General features: G+C 66.4%; 14 protein-coding genes. 12 read left to right on the top strand and 2 right to left on the bottom strand.

Translation table 11 applies throughout. The annotated features are described in order from the left end of the window. Positions 1–202 precede the first annotated feature (202 nt). A complete protein-coding gene (locus ACFWP0_RS12900; protein ID WP_377842499.1) occupies positions 203–3,580 on the top strand; it encodes an autotransporter outer membrane beta-barrel domain-containing protein in 3,378 nt (1,125 codons plus the stop codon). A gap of 96 nt (positions 3,581–3,676) precedes the next feature. Continuing rightward, entirely contained in the window at positions 3,677–4,897 is a 1,221-nt protein-coding gene (locus tag ACFWP0_RS12895; protein WP_377842497.1) for an alpha/beta hydrolase family protein, read from the top strand. A 246-nt stretch (positions 4,898–5,143) separates the two neighbouring features. Here ACFWP0_RS12895 and ACFWP0_RS12890 read toward each other — a convergent pair whose 3' ends face one another. Continuing rightward, the gene (locus ACFWP0_RS12890; protein ID WP_377842781.1) at positions 5,144–5,629 is read right to left on the bottom strand and encodes a GNAT family N-acetyltransferase; all 486 of its coding nucleotides are present in this window, start codon (positions 5,627–5,629) and stop codon (positions 5,144–5,146) included. A 92-nt stretch (positions 5,630–5,721) separates the two neighbouring features. Here ACFWP0_RS12890 and ACFWP0_RS12885 point away from each other — a divergent pair, with 92 nt between their 5' ends. Together ACFWP0_RS12885 and ACFWP0_RS12880 are read left to right on the top strand one after the other, a co-directional pair. After that, positions 5,722–6,249: a helix-turn-helix transcriptional regulator gene (locus ACFWP0_RS12885; RefSeq protein WP_377842496.1), complete on the top strand. Its 528-nt coding sequence runs from the start codon at positions 5,722–5,724 to the stop codon at positions 6,247–6,249. Continuing rightward, positions 6,246–6,662, top strand: coding sequence for a VOC family protein (locus ACFWP0_RS12880; RefSeq protein ID WP_377842494.1), 417 nt, complete (start codon positions 6,246–6,248; stop codon positions 6,660–6,662). Before ACFWP0_RS12885 ends, ACFWP0_RS12880 begins: the two co-directional genes overlap by 4 nt. 23 nt (positions 6,663–6,685) lie before the next feature. On the opposite strand, the gene ACFWP0_RS12875 is transcribed toward ACFWP0_RS12880, so the two are convergent. After that, positions 6,686–7,747 carry a LacI family DNA-binding transcriptional regulator gene (locus ACFWP0_RS12875; RefSeq protein WP_377842493.1) on the bottom strand — a complete coding sequence of 354 codons (1,062 nt, stop codon included), beginning with the start codon at positions 7,745–7,747 and terminating at the stop codon, positions 6,686–6,688. A gap of 112 nt (positions 7,748–7,859) precedes the next feature. Between ACFWP0_RS12875 and ACFWP0_RS12870 the strand changes: the two genes are divergently transcribed. The 8 genes from ACFWP0_RS12870 (at position 7,860) to ACFWP0_RS12835 (ending at position 17,252) form a co-directional block, all read left to right on the top strand. Beyond that, on the top strand, positions 7,860–8,882 hold the full coding sequence (locus tag ACFWP0_RS12870; RefSeq protein WP_377842492.1) for a TRAP transporter substrate-binding protein: 1,023 nt from the start codon (positions 7,860–7,862) through the stop codon (positions 8,880–8,882). A 9-nt stretch (positions 8,883–8,891) separates the two neighbouring features. Next, on the top strand, positions 8,892–10,772 hold the full coding sequence (locus ACFWP0_RS12865) for a TRAP transporter large permease subunit (protein ID WP_377842490.1): 1,881 nt from the start codon (positions 8,892–8,894) through the stop codon (positions 10,770–10,772). A gap of 71 nt (positions 10,773–10,843) precedes the next feature. Then, positions 10,844–11,383, top strand: coding sequence for a VOC family protein (locus ACFWP0_RS12860; RefSeq protein WP_377842489.1), 540 nt, complete (start codon positions 10,844–10,846; stop codon positions 11,381–11,383). Positions 11,384–11,400: 17 nt separating this feature from the next. Next, positions 11,401–12,678 (top strand): ribulose-bisphosphate carboxylase large subunit family protein, encoded by a 1,278-nt coding sequence (locus ACFWP0_RS12855; RefSeq protein ID WP_377842488.1) that lies wholly within the window; start codon positions 11,401–11,403, stop codon positions 12,676–12,678. Next, on the top strand, positions 12,675–14,027 hold the full coding sequence (locus tag ACFWP0_RS12850) for a four-carbon acid sugar kinase family protein (RefSeq protein ID WP_377842486.1): 1,353 nt from the start codon (positions 12,675–12,677) through the stop codon (positions 14,025–14,027). The genes ACFWP0_RS12855 and ACFWP0_RS12850 overlap by 4 nt, the downstream gene beginning before the upstream one ends. A 197-nt stretch (positions 14,028–14,224) precedes the next feature. Continuing rightward, the gene (locus ACFWP0_RS12845; protein WP_377842485.1) at positions 14,225–15,007 is read left to right on the top strand and encodes a carboxymuconolactone decarboxylase family protein; all 783 of its coding nucleotides are present in this window, start codon (positions 14,225–14,227) and stop codon (positions 15,005–15,007) included. Positions 15,008–15,009: 2 nt separating this feature from the next. Then, positions 15,010–16,089, top strand: coding sequence for an alpha/beta fold hydrolase (locus tag ACFWP0_RS12840; protein WP_377842484.1), 1,080 nt, complete (start codon positions 15,010–15,012; stop codon positions 16,087–16,089). A 158-nt stretch (positions 16,090–16,247) separates the two neighbouring features. Continuing rightward, on the top strand, positions 16,248–17,252 hold the full coding sequence (locus tag ACFWP0_RS12835; protein WP_377842482.1) for an alpha/beta hydrolase: 1,005 nt from the start codon (positions 16,248–16,250) through the stop codon (positions 17,250–17,252). Positions 17,253–17,331: the final 79 nt, after the last annotated feature.

Below are 17,331 nucleotides of genomic sequence, written 5' to 3'. Positions count from 1 at the left end.
GCTCGCCGGGAGGCTGCCTCCGCAGCCAAGGCACATCAGCCTTGCCCCATGCGCCTGGCGCGAAAACCGCTTGAGGAAGCATCGCGAACTGAATCTGAAATTTCCTACAGCCCGGGTAAACCCGTAGGACAGAAGATGATTCCGTTATCCACCTGACAAGCGAGGCGTCCCCCGAATGAGGCGGCCGCGGCGCGATACGATCATGAAATTCAAGCTTCACCCCCTGGTGCTAAGCATCCTCGGCGGCCTGCTTCCGACCGTACCCCTCTCGGGTTGGTCAGCAGAACTCGGGCAAGTCAGCGTCACGAACCAGCCCGGCGGAACCAACCTCAATCTAAACGCAGGCGATACCGTCACCTATGCTCCGGCATCCTCAACCGGCTTGGGCGCCATTAATGTTTCGACAACGGGCAACAGCGTAACGGGCGACCACATCACCGTGACAGCGGGTTCGGCTGCCGTCAACAGCGTGACCGGCGTGACGGCGAGCGCTGGCGGGTCGGTAAAGTTGACCAACAGCATCGTCAAGACACTGAGCCCGAATTACGGATATGGACTGGTGTCGACCGGCCAGGGCAGTTCGATTGAAACCAGCGGCACTGAGGTGTCAACCAGCGGCTACTCCTCCCACGGCGCGTATGCGAAGGATAAAGGCAAGATCAGCCTGGACGGCGGCGAGATATCCGTCAAGGGAGTCGTATCTTATGGCGTGTATGCTGTCGACGCGGGATCGGAAGTCAGTGCAAAAAACCTGACGATCCGCAGCACCGGCATCACCAGCCAACCCGTCTCCGCGAACAACGGCGGGGTGGTCGCTTTGGACGGCGCAACAATCATCCAAAGCGCTACGGGATCCGGCATGGATGCCATGGCCGCTTGGGGCTCGGGCACCACGATCACCGCCATCAACACCACGGTCACCTCCACTGGCCGGGGCGCGAACCTCGGCTCGGGCTCGGCCTTCATCATGAAGGGGGGCCGCATCTCCACAGCGAATGGCGATGCCATCCTCCTTGGCCCGAGTTCCACGGCCAACATCTCCGACGCGAGTTTGACGTCCATCAACGGATACGGGCTCAACATCAACGGCGCAGGATCGTCGGCAACGCTGAACAACGTCGATATCGTCGCAGGCGTCCGCGGGTCTGCCGTCCTGGCTCAAGGCATCTGGATGCCTTCCGTCAACACCACTCTCAACGCCCGCGACTTCAGCGTGCTTACCCAGGGCTCGGACAATGCCGTGGGCATAGACAGCCGCTCGGGCACCGCGACCCTGGCCAACGGGTCCGTCACCACACTTGGCGCCAATGCCCACGCCCTGTACGTCTCGCACGAATACGGCGCCGCCGCCACGCTAACGGCGGACAACGTCGACGTGGAGACCTTTGGAGTGGGAGCCGTCGGCGCGATGTCCCGAATCGGCGGCGCCTCGATGACACTGCGCGACTCGTCGGTCGTGACGCATGGCGATTCCGGCTATGGGCTCTATGCCAGCGGGACGGGCGCCGTCTTGAATGCTTCGAACACCACGGTCGCAACGGAAGGCGCCGGCGCGTCGGCATTGGCCGCCAGCAACCGCGCCCTCGTGGCATTGGAAAGCGTCGTTCTGCGCACATCCGGCGCCAATGCCCGCGGCATCTGGAGCTTCATCACCGCAGCGGGCGCAAACAATAGCCTGTCGATGACTGGAGGCTCGATCAGCACGCAGGACGGCGCCGCCCTGTTGGCCTCGGGTGGCGATCATGCGTTCACGCTCAGAAACGTCGATATGGTTGGCCGCAGCGGCGGCCAGGAAGATGGCGGCATGTTCCTGCAATCGCGTCCGGTCTCGGTAAGCAGCGGCGGCGTGACGACGGTCATCGAGACTGGCGTGGTGAATCTGGACGCCTCCGGTTCCCGCCTCACGGGCGATGTCTTGGCGCAAAGCGGCGCCGTGAACCTGCTGCTGCATGGAGGCACCGTCTTGACGGGCGGCGCCGCCTCCAGCGGCACGGGCCGCGTCAACAGCCTGACGCTGGATGCCTCCAGTACCTGGAATGTCCGCAGCGACTCCTCGGTGGGCGCCCTGAACAACTCGGGCACCGTGGCCTTTATGTCGCCAGGCGCGGCCGGCGGCTTCAAGACCTTGACCGTAAACGACTATTCCGGCGGCGGCACGCTGGTGCTCAATACCCGGTTGGGCGACGACGCGTCGCCCACGGACAAGCTGGTCATTGACGGAGGCGCCGCCACCGGCGACACCGCCATGCGAATCGTCAACGCCGGAGGCGTCGGCGCGGCAACGGAGCACGGAATCCGAGTGGTTCAAGCCATCAATGGAGGCACGACGACGGCCGATGCATTCCACCTGGATCCGGGTTCATCCGGTTTCCGGGCCAGCGCGGGCACGGTCGCTCTCAACGGCTACGACTATGCGCTGTTGCGCGGCGGTGACGGCGGCGCCGAATCCGATTGGTACCTTTCCTCGGAGTTTGTTGGTTTGCCTGTCGATCCCCCAGAGCCTCCGATCGAACCCGTCATCCATGAGGACCCGTCAGACCCCGCTACGCCCATCATTGCGCCCGAACCCGCGCTGCCGGATGTCGTCGCCCCGAGTTTCAAGAACGTCTCGCCGGAGACCGGCGCCTATCTGGGCAACAGGTCGGCTGCGATCACACTGTTCAATCACAGCCTGCGTGATCGCCAGACCGCTCGCGTGGCACCCGGAGACGATGCGGAGGGCTCCAGCCTGTGGGCGCGCGCCCAGGGCCGCCGCGATACCGGGATGACAATGGCTGACGGCAAGGTGGAGTTCGACACGGATCAAACCCTTCTGCAACTGGGCGGCGATCTTCTGCAGCACAGAGTCGGCCAGGACGGCGTGATCTATGCGGGCGTCATGGCGGGCTACGGCGAGGCGCGCACGGATTCAGTATCCACCCTGTATTTGCCTGCCGCCAACAGCACCGCCAAGGCCCGCGCCGACGGCAAAGTCACAGGCTACTCCATGGGGATCTACGGCACTTACTATGCCAACGACAAGACCCGCCTGGGCGCATTTTTCGATAGCTGGCTGCAGTTCGGGCGCTATTCCAACCAGATCAGCAGCGAGCTTGGCTCGGCGCGCTACCACTCCAATGTGTGGTCCGCATCGATCGAGTCCGGCTACGCGATGCTGCCGTTCGCACCGGACGCCGCCCTGGGCGGCATGGTTGTCGAACCGCACGCGCAACTGATCTACGGCCACTACGGCGCTGACGACACCGACCTTCAAGGCACACGCTTGCGCAATGGCAGCGCCAACGCGGCCACGTCGCGCGCCGGGGTGCGGATCTATCCGTACACGACGCAGGAAAAGCAGCAAGGCGCCGTGCGCCCGTTCCTGGAAGCCAACTGGCTGCACAGCTTCGATGATGCATCGGTGCGGATGGGAACCAGTACGCTGGACATGACGCCTTCGCGCAACGCACTGGAGCTCAAGGTAGGCGCCGAAGGGCAGATCACACGGTCGGTCAAGGTGTCCGGCCAGCTGTTCGGACAGCAGGGCAGCAACAGCCAGCGCGGTTATGGCGGAACACTGAACTTTTCCTACCTGTTCTAGCGCTGCTCATGTAGCCTGCAAGGGGCGGGGACCATGCGTGTGGACAGCCCCGCACCCTTTGTGACGTGCATGCCTGAACAGAGACGGAGCATCACCATGGGCCTGGCCTTCAAGAACGAACTCCACGACGAATTCGGCACGCGGCCGGTGGCCTACATCCCCTATGGCGGCGCGGACCTCGGTGAAATCCTCGCGGTCGGGCGCGCCGTCGGGGATGGCGGCGACTTGGCCTTCCACGAGGCCTGGATCGCCGCCGGCGACCGGCTGGCGGCGCAAGCCCGGGAAGCGGAGCGCCGCGGCCTCAGGGAAAGCGCCAGCGAATCGTTCCTGCGCGCAAGCGCGTTCTACGCGACCTCCTATCGCCCGTTCTATGGCGCGCCGGCGGATCCGCGTCTTGTGGCCGCATTCCGCAAGCAGATTGCCGCGTTCAACAATGGGCTCGCCCTTTCCAGATTTCCCGTGGTTCCGTTGCGCGTTCCATTCGAGGGCACTTCCATGCCCGCCTACCTGATCCCAGCCAGGGGACAAGAGACCGAGGTCCGTTCGCTCATCATCCTGACGAACGGATACGACGCTACCGTCACCGACATGTACTTCGCCTCCGCCGTGGCCGCGAGCCGCCGCGGCTATCACTGCCTGGTGTTCGACGGGCCCGGCCAGGGCGAGATGCTCTATGAGCAGGACATGCGCCTGCGTCCCGACTGGGAGACGGTTGTCCGGGCCGTTGTCGATCATGTCGTGGAACTTCCCGTGGTCGACGCCCGGCGCCTGGTGCTGAGCGGTTGGAGCCTGGGCGGGCACCTCGCACCGCGGGCCGCTTCTGGCGAGCATCGCCTGGCCGCCTGCATCGCCGACCCGGGGCAATGGAGCCTTGCCGGGCAGTTCCGTCAATTTGCGCTCAAGTTTGGCGTCGCGCCGCAAGACGCAGCCAGTCTGGCCGAACTCGGGCAGCCGGTTCTGGACCGGTTGACGCAGATCGCGTCGTCCGACCCCACCCTCAGATGGAAAATCGTCCAACGCGGGTTCTGGGTCCACGGCGTCGGCAACCTGCGCGACTACCTGCGCGCGATCGAGCCGTTCACGATGGACGACCGCGCCGAGGAGATCTCGTGCCCCACGCTGATGACGCTTGCCGAACACGATCCCTTGGCGGGCGGCACCCAGTCCTTCTTTGACCGGCTCCGCTGCCCCAAGGAGCTGCTGCGCTTTACCGCCGCCGAAGGCGCCGGCGATCACTGCGAGACGGCAAACCGGTCGCTGCTGAACCGCCGTGTGCTGGATTGGCTTGACGGCGTATTGGGTAGCGGCGGGCGCTAAGCCGCGTCGGCAGCGAACCTCAACAGGTAGCCGTCCGGGTCCTGCACCAGGAACTCCTTGCATGACGACCAGCCCGAGCCAACCCGGTAGCGTTTTTCCTCGATGGGGCGAAAGAGCGGCCAATCGACAAAGCCCGCCTCCCGACGCGCGTAGGCGATTTCGAACCCGAGCAGCCCGCACCAGAATTCAAGACTGGCATCCAGATTGGAGACATCCAGTTCGGGGACCAGGGCCGCGAAGCGGATCCTAAAGACGCAGGGCCCAGAACTCTTGCTCGAAAGCCTGCCCGAACGCCTGTTCCGCGGGCGCGGCCTGCGTCGTGCGGAATCCCAGGCGTTTATAGAGCGCTCGCGCGTCGACAAGACAGCTATAGGTTTCAAGCTGCACCTCTTTCAAGGCGTGCGCGCGGGCGTGCTCGATGGCTGTCCGCATCAGGGCATGCCCGACGCCTCTGCCTCTATGCTGCGGCAAGACCAGGACGAAATTGAGAAACGCCACATCGCCGGGCCTGTCCGAGATGGCAATCGACCCCGCGCGCTCGTCCCCTATCCATCCCACCCAGACGCGGTTGAACGCGCCGGGCAGCTCAAGAAATGCGGACATTTTCTCGGCGATCCGGTCCTGGAAACTTCTGTCAAAACCGAACTCCGTAGCGTAGACATCGCCATGCGCGGCAACGATCCATTCGTGGTCGCCCGGTTGCGCGGTTCGCACCTTTAATTCGCTGGCCATCACTCGTAAACCCTGATTTGCTGGTGTTGGCAGTTTACCTTCAGGCCCGCCCGTCCCATAAACTATCCGCATCTCGCCAGTCTTTGGAAATCATGCCATCTCGCGACGCCCGTGACGCGCAGCCGCCTGCCCCTTCCCCGGGCGCATTGCAGGATGCAGCCCTGCTGCGCCGCCTGCTGCGCGCCAAGGACCGCATGGACGCCGCTTCGCACGAGGCCTGGCCCGTCAGGCGCCTGGCCGAGGTCAGCGGCGTATCCGAGGCTTATTTCGCGCGCTCCTTCAAGCGGGCTTTCGGCCTTCCGCCGCACCGCTATCTGCTGACGCGGCGCATCGAGCGGGCCATCGCCCTGTTGCGCGATACCGGAATGAGCATCACCGATATCGCCTACTCGACCGGCTGGGAGAGCCTGGGCACCTTCGGCCGCATCTTCCGCGACATCACGGGCCGCAGCCCCGGCGCCATGCGCGTCGAGGCCCGCGCCAGCATGCCCCAGGCCGGCGGCGTCCCCGCCTGTGTGATGAAGGCCGCGCAGCGCCCCGATCTCAGCATCGCAGTTTTGGAGAAGCGCCGCCGCATGGCCACGGGTACAGTCCGGCCATCCACCAAGGAGGAGTCATGAACGAAGGTATCAATGTCGCAGGCTTGTACGTCGACGACCAGGACGAGGCGCTCGCCTTCTACGTCGGCAAGCTCGGGTTCCGGGTGCACACGGACGTGCGCAATGGACCCTACCGCTGGCTCACGGTCCAGCATCCGGATCAGCCCTCGTTTCAGCTTGGCCTGTTCCGGCCGGGCCCTCCCATCCACGACGACGCCACCGCGCAAACCCTGCGCGCCATGGTCGCCAAGGGCGCCATGCCCCCGCTGGTGCTCTCGGTGGCCGACTGCCGCGCCAGCTACGCCCGGATGAAGGCGCTGGGCGTGGAGTTCACCGAGGAGCCGACGGACCGCTACGGCAGCGTCGACGCCGGATTCCGCGACCCCGCCGGCAACGGCTGGAAAATGGTCCAGGCCCCGAAAGCATCGGCATAGGCGCCTGTGCCCGGCCCGGCCGCCTAGGGCAGGTTCTCCCGGAAGATCACCTGGCTGCGGGCCAGCTCCACGCCGTTCATGGCGCTGCGCTTGTCGCGCAGGTTGCTGAAGATCCGCACGCAGCTCATCAGCGCTTCCATCGGGCTTTGCGTGATGACGGCATCCATCGTGCCGTCGATCAGCAGGGAGCGGGTGTCGGGCGTCAGGCCGTGGCCAATGAACACCACCCTGTGCTGGAGCCCCGCCTCCTTGAGCGCCCGCGCCACGCCGTCCGAGGCGCCCCCGATGTTGTAGATGCCGGCAAGCTGCGGGTATTGCTCCAGCAGCTGCCGGGTCTGCTCGTAGTTCCGCTGCGCATCGTCGTAGCCTTCGCGCAGGTCTACCACCTGCATGGCCTGGAACTGTTCCGCGTATAGCTGCAGGAAACCGCTTTCGCGCTCTTCGTGCGCGCGGTAGTGGCGCGAGCCGGCGATCAGCGCCACGTGCGCCGCGCGCGATCCGATGAAGCGCGCGATCAGGTAGCCGGCGGTGCGGCCCGCGGCGCGGTTGTCCAGGCCCACGTAGGCCGTTCGGGCGCTGTTGGCGATATCTGAAATCAACGTCACCGTGGGCACGCCGTGCTGCGCCAGGGCGTTGACGGCCTCGCGCACCACCGGATGCTCCAGCGCCATGAAGGCGATGCCGTCCGCCCGCTTGCCGTGCTTGGCCAGCGCCTGGGCCAGCGCGTCGGGGTTGAAGCTCTCCACGTACTCGACCTGGCACTTCGCGTTCAGCGGCGCGAAGTGTTCGTGGGCGTAGCTGACGGTGTCGCCCAGCATGCGCAGATAGCGGTTGCTGCCGCGCGGCAGCAGGAACACCAGCCGCATCGGCTCGGGCGCGGCGGCGGCATAGACCTCTTGCTCGGGCAGGTAGTCCAGCTCGACGGCCGCCTTGAAGACCTTTTGCGCGGTGGCGGTGCGCACGCCGGGACGGCGGTTCAGCACCCGGTCGGCGGTCGCGGTGGATACGCCGGCACGGGCTGCCACATCCGCCAGACGGGCGAGCTTGCGTTCGGAGGGATCTCTATTCACATCAAAAACCATCATGAATAAGGTTTGACGATGATAGCGCCTATTCACTATTGTCCACTCTGCCGCATGGCTTTGGCGTATTTGTGGCACATCAAAAAACATCATAACTACGATTATGGAGACAACCATGAAGCTGCTTACACGCCGCAGTGCCCTGCGCCGCCTCTGCGCGGTTCCCGCCCTTGCCCTGGCCGGCGGCGGTTTTCCGCTGATCGCCCGCGCGGCCGATTATTCGCTCAAGTACGGCAACAACCTGCCGGTGACGCACCCGTTGAACATCCGCGCCCAGGAAGCAGCCGACCGCATCCTGAAGGAAAGCAACGGACGCGTGGACATCAAGATTTTCCCGAACAACCAGTTGGGCGGCGACACCGACATGCTGGCCCAGGTGCGCTCGGGCGGCATCGACTTCTTCACGCCGTCCGCCCTGGTGATCGCCACGCTGGTGCCGGTGGCCGCGATCAACGCGGTCGGCTTCGCGTTCAAGGACTACAACCAGGTCTGGGGCGCCATGGACGGCGCGCTGGGCGCGCACGTGCGCGCCGCCATTGCGCAGCGCAAGCTCTACGCCTTCGAAAAGATGTGGGACAACGGCTTTCGCCAGACCACCAGCAGCAAGGCGCCTGTCGCCACCGCGTCCGACATGAACGGCCTGAAGATCCGCGTGCCGGTCAGCTCGCTGCCGATCTCCATGTTCAAGGGCCTGGGCGCCGCGCCCGCCAGCCTGCAGTTCAGCGAGGTCTATTCGTCGCTGCAGACCAAGGTGGTGGACGCGCAGGAAAACCCGCTGCCCATCATCCAGGTGGCCAAGCTGTATGAAGTGCAGAAATACTGCTCGCTGACCAACCACATCTGGGACGGCTACTGGTTCATCGCCAACGGCCGCATGTGGGAAGGCCTGCCGGCAGACCTGAAGACCGTGGTTGCGCGCGGCATCAACGAAGCGGGCCTCGCCCAGCGCGAAGACATCAAGAAGCTCAACGCCTCGGTGCAGGCCGACCTGGAAGGCAAGGGCCTGCAATTCAACCAGCCGTCCGCCGACAGCTTCCGCGAACAGCTGCGCACCGCGGGCTTCTACAAGGAATGGCAGGGCCGCTTCGGCAACGAGGCCTGGGGCCTCCTGGAGCAGTCCGTCGGCAAGCTGGCCTGAGGTCGCGCCATGTCCTCCCTGTCCGCTCCCCATGCCGCGGCCCCCGTGCTGCCGGCAAATCCCCTGCGCCGGGCGGCCGGCGCGCTTGAGGGGCTGCTAGGCAGCGTGGTCGAACACGCCGCGGCGGCCATCGTGCTGATCGAGATCGCGGTGCTGTTTGCCGGCGTGGTGGCGCGCTATGCGTTCCACAGCCCGCTGGTCTGGTCCGACGAGCTCGCGTCCATCCTGTTCCTCTGGCTGTCCATGCTGGGCGCCGTCGTCGCCTTGCGGCGCGGCGAGCACATGCGGATGACGGCGCTGGTGAACAACGTCAGCCCGGCGCGGCGCGCGCAGCTGGAGACCGCGGCGCTGGCCGCGTCGCTGGCGTTCCTGGTGCTGATCCTGGCGCCCGCCATCGAATACGCGCATGAGGAACACTTCATCGTCACGCCCGCGCTGGAGCTGAGCAACGCCTGGCGCGCCGCGGCGATTCCGGTGGGCATGGGCCTGATGGCCGTCATCGCCCTGCTCCGCCTGCTGCGCACGCAACCCTTGCGGCAGGTGCTGACGGCCCTGGCGGGCGTGGCGGCGGTCGTCGCGCTGTTCTGGCTGGCGCAGCCGCTGTTCTCGGGCCTGGGCAAGCTGAACCTGGTGATCTTCTTCGTGGGCATCGTCGCCGCCACCGTGTTCTCGGGCGTGCCGATCGCGTTCTCGTTCGCGCTGGCCACCTTCTCGTACCTGGCGCTGACCACCAACACGCCCATGGTGGTGATGGTGGGCCGGCTGGACGAAGGCATGTCCCACCTGATGCTGCTGGCCGTGCCGCTCTTCATCTTCCTGGGCTCGCTGATCGAGATGACGGGCATGGCGCGCGCCATGATCCAGTTCCTGGCCAGCCTGCTGGGGCATGTGCGCGGCGGGCTGTCCTACGTGCTGATTGGCGCCATGTACCTGGTGTCCGGCATTTCGGGCTCGAAGATCGCCGACATGGCGGCCATCGCGCCCGTGCTGTTTCCCGAGATGAAAAAGCGCGGCGCCAAGCCCGGCGACCTGGTCGCCCTGCTGTCGGCCACGGGCGCGCAGACCGAAACCATCCCGCCGTCCATCGTGCTCATCACCATCGGTTCGGTGACGGGCGTGTCGATTGCCGCGCTGTTCACCGGCGGGCTGCTGCCCGCGGTGGTGCTGGGCCTGGCGCTGTGCTCGGTGGTGTGGTGGCGCTATCGCAAGGAAGACCTGAGCCTCGTCCAGCGCTTCAGCTTCAAGGAAATCGGCCGCTTCTTCGTGATCGCGCTGCCCGCCGTGGCGCTGCCCTTCGTGATCCGCGCCGCGGTGGTCGAAGGCGTGGCGACCGCCACCGAAGTCTCCACCATCGGCATCGTCTATTCCGCCGTAGTGGGCATCCTGATCTACCGGCGCTTCGATTGGGCGCGGTTGAAGCCCATGCTGATCGAGACCGCTTCGCTGTCGGGCGCCATCATGCTGATCGTGGGCTGCGCCACCGCCATGGCCTGGGCGCTGACGCAATCGGGATTCTCGGGCGACCTGGCCAGCCTGATGGCCGGCATGCCCGGCGGCAGCTACGGCTTCCTGGCGGTGTCCATCGTGGCCTTCATCATCCTGGGCAGCGTGCTGGAAGGCATCCCGGCCATCGTGCTGTTCGGCCCGCTGCTGTTCCCCATCGCGGCGCAGGCCGGCGTGCATGAAGTCCATTACGCGATGGTCGTGATCTTCGCCATGGGCATCGGCCTGTTCGCGCCGCCCTTCGGCGTGGGCTACTACGGCGCCTGCGCCATCAGCCGCGTCGACCCCAACGAGGGCATCGGCCCGATCTGGGGCTATATCGCCGCGCTGCTGGTGGGCCTGGTCATCGTTGCCGCCTTCCCCTGGTTCTCTATCGGTTTCCTGTGACGCGACGCGGCCCCGACCGACGGGGCCGCGCCTCTCCCGTCTCTCAGCCATCCTTTTTATAAAGATCCATCATGAGTCGTTTCCTGGGCGAGATCCGCCAACTCGGTTATGTGGTGCATGACATCGAAGCCGCCATGGACTACTGGAGCGCCACCCTGGGCGTGGGCCCCTGGTACTACAACCCGCGCGTGCCTATCGTGAACTACCAGTACGACGGCGTGGGCTACGAGCCCCACAACTCGGTGGCGCTGGCCAACTCTGGCTTCGTGCAGGTTGAACTGATCCAGACCCGCAACGACGTGCCGTCCATGTACCGCGACTTCCTGCAGGCCGGCCGCACCGGCCTGCAGCACGTCGCCTACTGGACCGAAAGCTACGACTCCGACGTGGAGCGCCTGCTGGCGCAGGGCTTCAAACCCAAGATGAGCGGCGAGGTCGGTGAAAAAGGCCGCTTCATCTACTTCGACACCGAGTACCACCCCGGCACGGTCATCGAGCTGTCCGAAGTGGCGGGCCCCAAGGGCCGCCTGTTCGACCTGATCCGCGAAAGCTCGCTGAACTGGGACGGCCAGGATCCGGTCCGCGCCTTCCCCGACCTGACCCGCCTCTGACACCGCACTCCGCCACCATGAATTCCCAATCGTTTACCGCCACCTATCTGATTGAAACGCCGATGGACCCCGCCCGGGTCGCGGAGATCATGGCCGGCGAGCAGTCCTGCGGCACCTTCACGCGGGTGCAGGGCGAAACCGACGAACTGCGCGCCCGCGCCCGCGCGCGCATCGAATCCATCGAGCCCCTGGAATCCGCCGGCGCGCCGAGCCTGCCCAACGCCTGGCTGGCGCGCCAACCCGGCGGCATGCCGGGCAAGTACCAGCGCGCCCGGGTGCGCATCGCGTTTCCCGTCGCCAACATCGGCGCCAACCTGCCCACGCTGGCGGCCACGGTGGGCGGCAACCTCTATGACCTGGGCGAAGTCACCGGCCTGCGGCTGGAAAGCATGGAACTGCCCGCCAACTACCGCGCCCAGTTCGACCTGCCGCAGGTGGGCATCGCCGGCACGCGCCAGCTAACCGGCGTGGCGCAGGGCCCGCTGGTGGGCACCATCATCAAGCCCAACGTGGGGCTATCGCCCGAACAGACCGCGCACCTCGCGGCGCAGCTTTGCGCGGCGGGCGTGGACTTCATCAAGGACGACGAGGTCTGCGCCAATCCCGCCCATGCCCCGCTCGCGCAGCGCGTGGCGGCCGTAATGGCGGTGGTGCGCGCGCACCGCGAACGCACCGGCCGCAACGTCATGGTGGCGTTCAACATCAGCGACGAAACCGACGCCATGCGCCGCCACGCCGACCTGATCGAACGCGAGGAAGGCTCCTGCGTCATGGCCAGCCTGAACTGGTGCGGCTACTCCGCCATTCAGACCTTGCGCCGCAGCACGCCGCTGGCGCTGCACGGACACCGCAACGGCTATGGCGCGCTGTCCCGCCATCCCTTGCTGGGCATCGGATTCCAGGCCTATCAGACGCTCTGGAGGCTGGCGGGCGTGGACCACATGCACGTGCACGGCCTGCAAGGAAAATTCTCGCAGGAGGACAGCGAAGTCGTCGAGTCCGCGCGCGACTGCCTGGCGTCCCTGACGCCCGGCATCGACGACGCCGTGATGCCCGCGTTCTCTTCCGGCCAGTGGGCCGGCACGGTGCCCGCCACCTGGGCCGCCGTGCGCAGCGACGATCTGCTGTTCATGTCGGGCGGCGGCATCCTGGCCCATCCGGACGGACCAGCCGCCGGCGTGCAGAGCATCCGCCAGGCATGGCAGGCGGTGCGCGACGGCCAGCGCCTGGAAGACCAGGCCCGCAACGCGCCCGAACTGCAGCGCGCCCTGGCCTTCTTCGGAAACCGCGCATGAGCGAAGGCGAGCGCAGCGCCCCCGCGCCGCAAGTGTGCTGGTATGGCGACGACTTCACCGGCGCCACCGACACGCTCGCGGAGGTAGCCCGCGCCGGTCTGCGCGGCCTGCTGTTCCTGGGCGTGCCCACGCCGGAGCAGTTGCGCCGCGCCGGCCCGCTGGACGCCATCGGCATCGCCGGCGCCGCGCGCGGCATGGCGCCCGCCGAAATGGAAACCGAGCTGCGCGCCGCCGGCCGGTTCCTGGCGGGCACGGGCGCCCGCGTGCTGCACTACAAATGCTGTTCCACCTTCGACAGCGCGCCGCACGTCGGCAGCATCGGCGCCGCCATCCGCGAACTGCGCCGCCACATGCCCAACCCGATAGTCCCCATCGTGGGCGGCCAGCCCAGCATCGGCCGCTACTGCAGCTTCGCCCAGCTGTTCGCGCGCGCCGGGTCCGCGCCCGAGATCCATCGCATCGACCGCCACCCCGTCATGAGCGCGCACCCGGTCACGCCCATGCACGAGGCCGATCTGCGGCTGCACCTGCAGGCGCAAGGGCTCTCCGGCATCCGCTCCGTGCCCCACACCGCCTATCCGCGCCTGCGGCAGGCGGCGGACGCGCCCGCACTGGCGCGCTGGATCGACCAGATCATCGAGACGACCGACGGCCCCGTCCTGCTGGACCTCGTGGACGACGAACAGCTTGCCGTCATCGGCCGCCTGATCTGGCGCGCCGCTTCCCGCGCACCGCTGCTGGCCGTGGGCCCAAGCAGCGTGCAGCAGGCGCTGGCCCGCGCCGCGCCGCCCGGACGCGAATGGGAGACGGACCCGTTGCCGCTCGCCGCGGCCGCGGGCCCGGTGCTGGTCGTGGCGGGCAGCCTGTCTCCCGTCACCGCCAGGCAGATTGCCGCCTGCCGGCGCTACGCGCGCCAGCCGCTGCAGGTGGAGCGGCTGCTCGCGGACCCCGACTACGCGGCCCGGCAGGCGCAACAGGCCGCCGCCGCGCTAGCCCAAGGCCACAACGTCCTGGCGCATACCGACAAGCCGTCGGCCGCCGTCAGCGCGCAGGACACCGCGGCCACCGCCCGCGCCACCGGCCGGCTGGTGGCGGACATCGTCCGGACCAGCGCGCACGCCGGCAGGCCCCTGTCGCGCATCGGCATCGCCGGCGGCGACACCTCCAGCCAGGCCACGCTCGCGCTCGGGCTTTGGGGCCTGGCGTTTCGCTGCGTGCTGGCGCCCGGCGTGACCGTCAGCCTCACCCGCAGCGACGACCCGCTGACCGACGGCATCGAACTGATGCTCAAAGGCGGGCAGATGGGCGGCGACTTCCTGTTCGACGAACTGGCGGCCGGCGCGGCGTAGCGCGCGTCGACCGTCGGCGGCAAGGCCAATATCCGCGCCGCCAGGGGATCGTCCGCGGCGCCGGCAGCATCCTGACTCATGAATTTCACTCAGCAGTGAATGCAGATTTATGGGCTTAATCGAACCCTCCGCTTCCCGTAGCATTTCAGCTACTCGAAAGGAACGGCAATTCGAGCAACGGATGGAGCTGCCACCCCATGACCCATGAAAAGCCCCCCACGGACCCCAAGACCAGCGCGCTGATGGCGGTGTTAGCCCTGAGCCTGGGGCTGGCGTTCGCGCCAACTCACGCCTCTCAAAACGCCGAGGCGCGAGCCATGGCCACGCAAGCCACCGCCGGCGTACTGTCCGCGAAGCAGCAGGCGATTCCCCTGATCGCGGCCTTCATGGCCGCGAGCGACATGCCCAAACTCAACGCCGCCTTGAACCAAGGACTGGACGCGGGGCTGACGGTCAGCGAGGCGAAGGAAATCCTGGTGCAGCTATACGCCTATGTCGGCTTTCCGAAAAGCCTCAACGCGCTTGGTGAACTACTGAAGGTCGTGGAGGCGCGCAAGCAACGCGGCATCCAGGACGCGCCGGGACGCGAACCCAGCCGCGCCATTCCTTCCGGCGAGGAACTGCTCGCGGCGGGCACGGCCAACCAGACCCGCATTTCGGGCGCGCCGGTGACGGGCCCCGTGATGGATTTTGCGCCTATCATCAACCAGTTCCTGCAGGCCCATCTGTTCGGCGCCATCTTCGAGCGCGACAACCTCGACTGGCAGAGCCGCGAATTGGCCACCGTCGGGGCGCTGGCCGCAACGCCGGGGGTGGAGGCGCAGTTGCGCTCGCATATGCGCGCCAGCATGCGGGTGGGCCTGAGCGCGGCACAGCTGCGCCGAGTCGCGCAAGTCCTGGCCGAGCACGGCGACGAACAGGCGGCCGAGCGTGCAAGCGCCGCCCTGGCGCAGGCGCTTCCCGCCGCGTCGGGAGGCTGACCATGAACGTGTCCAAGGCTTTGCTGACCTTCGCGACCGCGACCTCGCTGACCGCCTGCACTGCCCTTCCCGATGGCTCAAGCCGCTCAGCCGGCCCCTTGGCGATTCAGGAGCAAGGAAGCTTCGCGGTCGGCGGGAAAGTGGTGAGCACGCCCGGCACGTACAGCAATAACAACCCCGCGTCCCAAGGGCAGACGTTCCACGGCGATCACCTCTACGCTTTCTATCAAGTCCCCCAGAACCCCAGGCCGCTGCCCATCGTCATGCTGCATGGCGCGTACCAATCGGCGCGCAGCTGGGAAACCACATCGGACGGCCGCGAAGGCTTCCAAACCATCTTCTTGCGCCGGGGCTTCCCGGTCTATCTCGTCGACCAGCCGCGCCGCGGCCGGGCGGGCAACAGCACCGTGGCGGCAAAGATCGAGCCCACGCCTGTCGATCAGCTTTTCTTCGATCAATTCCGGATCGGCAAGTGGCCGGCCTACTTCGACAACGTCCAGTTCGACCGCAAGCCCGAGACGCTCGACCAGTTCTTCCGTTCGGTCACCCCCAACACCGGCCCTTTCGATGCCGACGTGATCTCGGATGCCATGGCCGCGCTGTTCGACAAAACCGGGCCGGGCGTCCTGTTCTTGCATTCGCAGGCGGGCGGACCGGGCTGGCGGACGGCCATCAAGAACAAGAACGTCAAGGGAATCGTGGCGCTGGAGCCCGGCAGCGGGTTCCTCTTCCCCCCGGGGGAGCTTGCGCCCCCGATGCCGAGCGCGGCGGGGACGCTGGCGCCTGAGGCAGTGCCGCTGGAGGATTTCGAGAAGCTCACCCGCATCCCGATCATCATCTATTACGGCGACAACTTCCCAACCGAACCGACCGCGGAGCGCGGGCAGGACAACTGGCGGGTGCGCCTTGCCATGGCCCGGCTTTGGGTCGACGCCATCAACAGGCATGGCGGCGACGCGCAGCTCGTGCACCTTCCCGAAATCGGCATCCGAGGCAACACGCACTTCTTGATGTCCGACCTGAACAACGTCCAGATCGCCGATCAGGTATCAACATTTCTTGCAGAAAAGCATCTGGATTGACGCGCCATGCGCCAGTTCTCGCGGCGTCCCGCGGGCCCGGCATGCGCAGCGACCAGAAAGGAGTCCAAATGAGCAGTAAATCCATCAACCAGACCCGGCGCGGTCTAGTCGGGGCGTCCGCGCTCGCATTCTCATGCGCAATCATAGGAGTCCCAGCAATGACCGCTACCGCTGTTGCAGCCGACCACGGGAACAATCCGTTTACTCTGGTGTATGGCGGCGCCATCATGAAAAACGAGCCCGGCAAGGTCAATATTCACCCGGTCACGTACAAGCTCAACGGCCTGGATATCGTCGCAAACGTCTACACGCCGGCAAACCATGATCCGCGCAAGCAATATCCTGCGATTGTCGTCGCGCATCCGAATGGCGGCGTGAAGGAACAAGTCGCGGGCTTGTATGCCCAGCGCCTGGCCGAACTGGGCTATATCGCCATCACCGCGGATGCCGCGTTCCAGGGCGGCAGCGGCGGACAACCCCGCAGCGTCGACAAGCCCGCGAACCGCATCGAGGACATCCATGGCATGGCGGACTTCATCGCCCGCTATCCGGGCGTGGATGCGGCGCGGCTGGGACTGCTTGGCATCTGCGGCGGCGGCGGATACGCCTTGTCCGCCGCGAAGACCGACAAGCGCTTCAAATCGATTGCGACGCTGAGCATGTTCAACTCAGGACGGGTTCGCCGCAATGGATTCAAGGATTCGCAGCTCGATACGATCCAGGAGCGCCTGCGGCAGGCTTCAGATGCGCGCGCCCAGGAAATGGCGGGCGGGAAAATCCTGTACGCCGGCGATGCGGACATGACGGATGAGCAGATCGCTGCGTTGCCGTTTGAGATGTACAGGCAGGGCTACGAATACTACTGGCGCACGCACGCGCATCCCGGCTCGACCTTCAAGTACACCATGAGCAGCCTGCTGGACCTGACGCGGTGGGATGCCGCCGACCAGATCGAACTGATCGACCAGCCGTTGCTGATGATCGCCGGCAGCAAGGCGGACAGCCTTTACATGACCGAAGAGGCCTTCCCCAAGGCCACGGGCGCGAAGGACAAGGAACTGTTCAAGATCGAGGGCGCCACGCATATCGAGACCTACTGGGTTCCCAAATATGTGGAAGCCGCGCTCGCCAAGCTGGAGCCGTTCTACGCGCGGACCCTGTGACAGCGTGGCGATTCGCCAAGAGCGGCAACGCCAATAGCCGGCCGGGGCGCGGCGGCCCGGGCCGCGTGGTCGTGGCCCA

The sequence above is a fragment of the Achromobacter sp. NPDC058515 genome (assembly GCF_042721735.1).
GTDB lineage: Bacteria > Pseudomonadota > Gammaproteobacteria > Burkholderiales > Burkholderiaceae_B > Achromobacter.
Note: the sequence above shows the minus strand (reverse complement) of the source record. Positions and strands in the feature narration are given on the sequence as shown.